Source organism: Zoogloea sp., from assembly GCF_023150065.1.
Taxonomy (GTDB): Bacteria; Pseudomonadota; Gammaproteobacteria; order Burkholderiales; family Rhodocyclaceae; genus Zoogloea.
In genome coordinates, this window is record NZ_JAKLLN010000206.1 from 1 (window position 1) to 551 (window position 551).

1 protein-coding gene is annotated in these 551 nt (G+C 65.5%); it reads right to left on the bottom strand.

Features of this window, described 5'->3' with window-relative positions:
• Window positions 1–51: 51 nt before the first annotated feature.
• The coding region (locus tag L6Q67_RS24295) for a response regulator (protein WP_296576315.1) at window positions 52–551 on the bottom strand (500 nt) is incomplete at its 5' end.

Here is a 551-nt window from a genome sequence, read left to right on the forward strand (position 1 = left end):
TGGCCTTGAGGAACTTGGTGGCCTGGGTTTCGGGGGCGTGTTCGGTCTTGCTCATGAGTTTTCGCTAACGGGAGTGAGCCACTTGAGTAGCGTGGCGTAGAAATGCCCGGGCTCGAAGGGTTTGGTCATGAAATCGTTCATGCCCGCTTCGAGGCAGCGCAGGCGATCTTCGGCGAAGGCGTTGGCGGTCATGGCGACGATGGGCACGCCGGCGCCGTTCGGCAGTTGCCGGATGCGGCGCGTCGCTTCCAGGCCATCCATGTTCGGCATCTGCATGTCCATCAGGATCAGCGCGTAGTCCCGCTTGGCGGCGAGCTCCAGGGCGGCGGCGCCGTCTTCGGCCGGATCGACCTGCAGGCCGACATCCTGCAGCAGCATTTCGGCGATTTCCCGGTTGATCGACTCATCCTCGGCGAGCAGGATGCGCGCTCCGGAAAACGCCCGTCGCAGGCAGGCTTCCGGCGATTCCGGCGGGTTGCCGGGAACGGGTTGTCCGTCTGCCGCGTCCTTGCCGAGCCGGGCGGTGATCCAGAAGGTGCTGCCGACGCCCG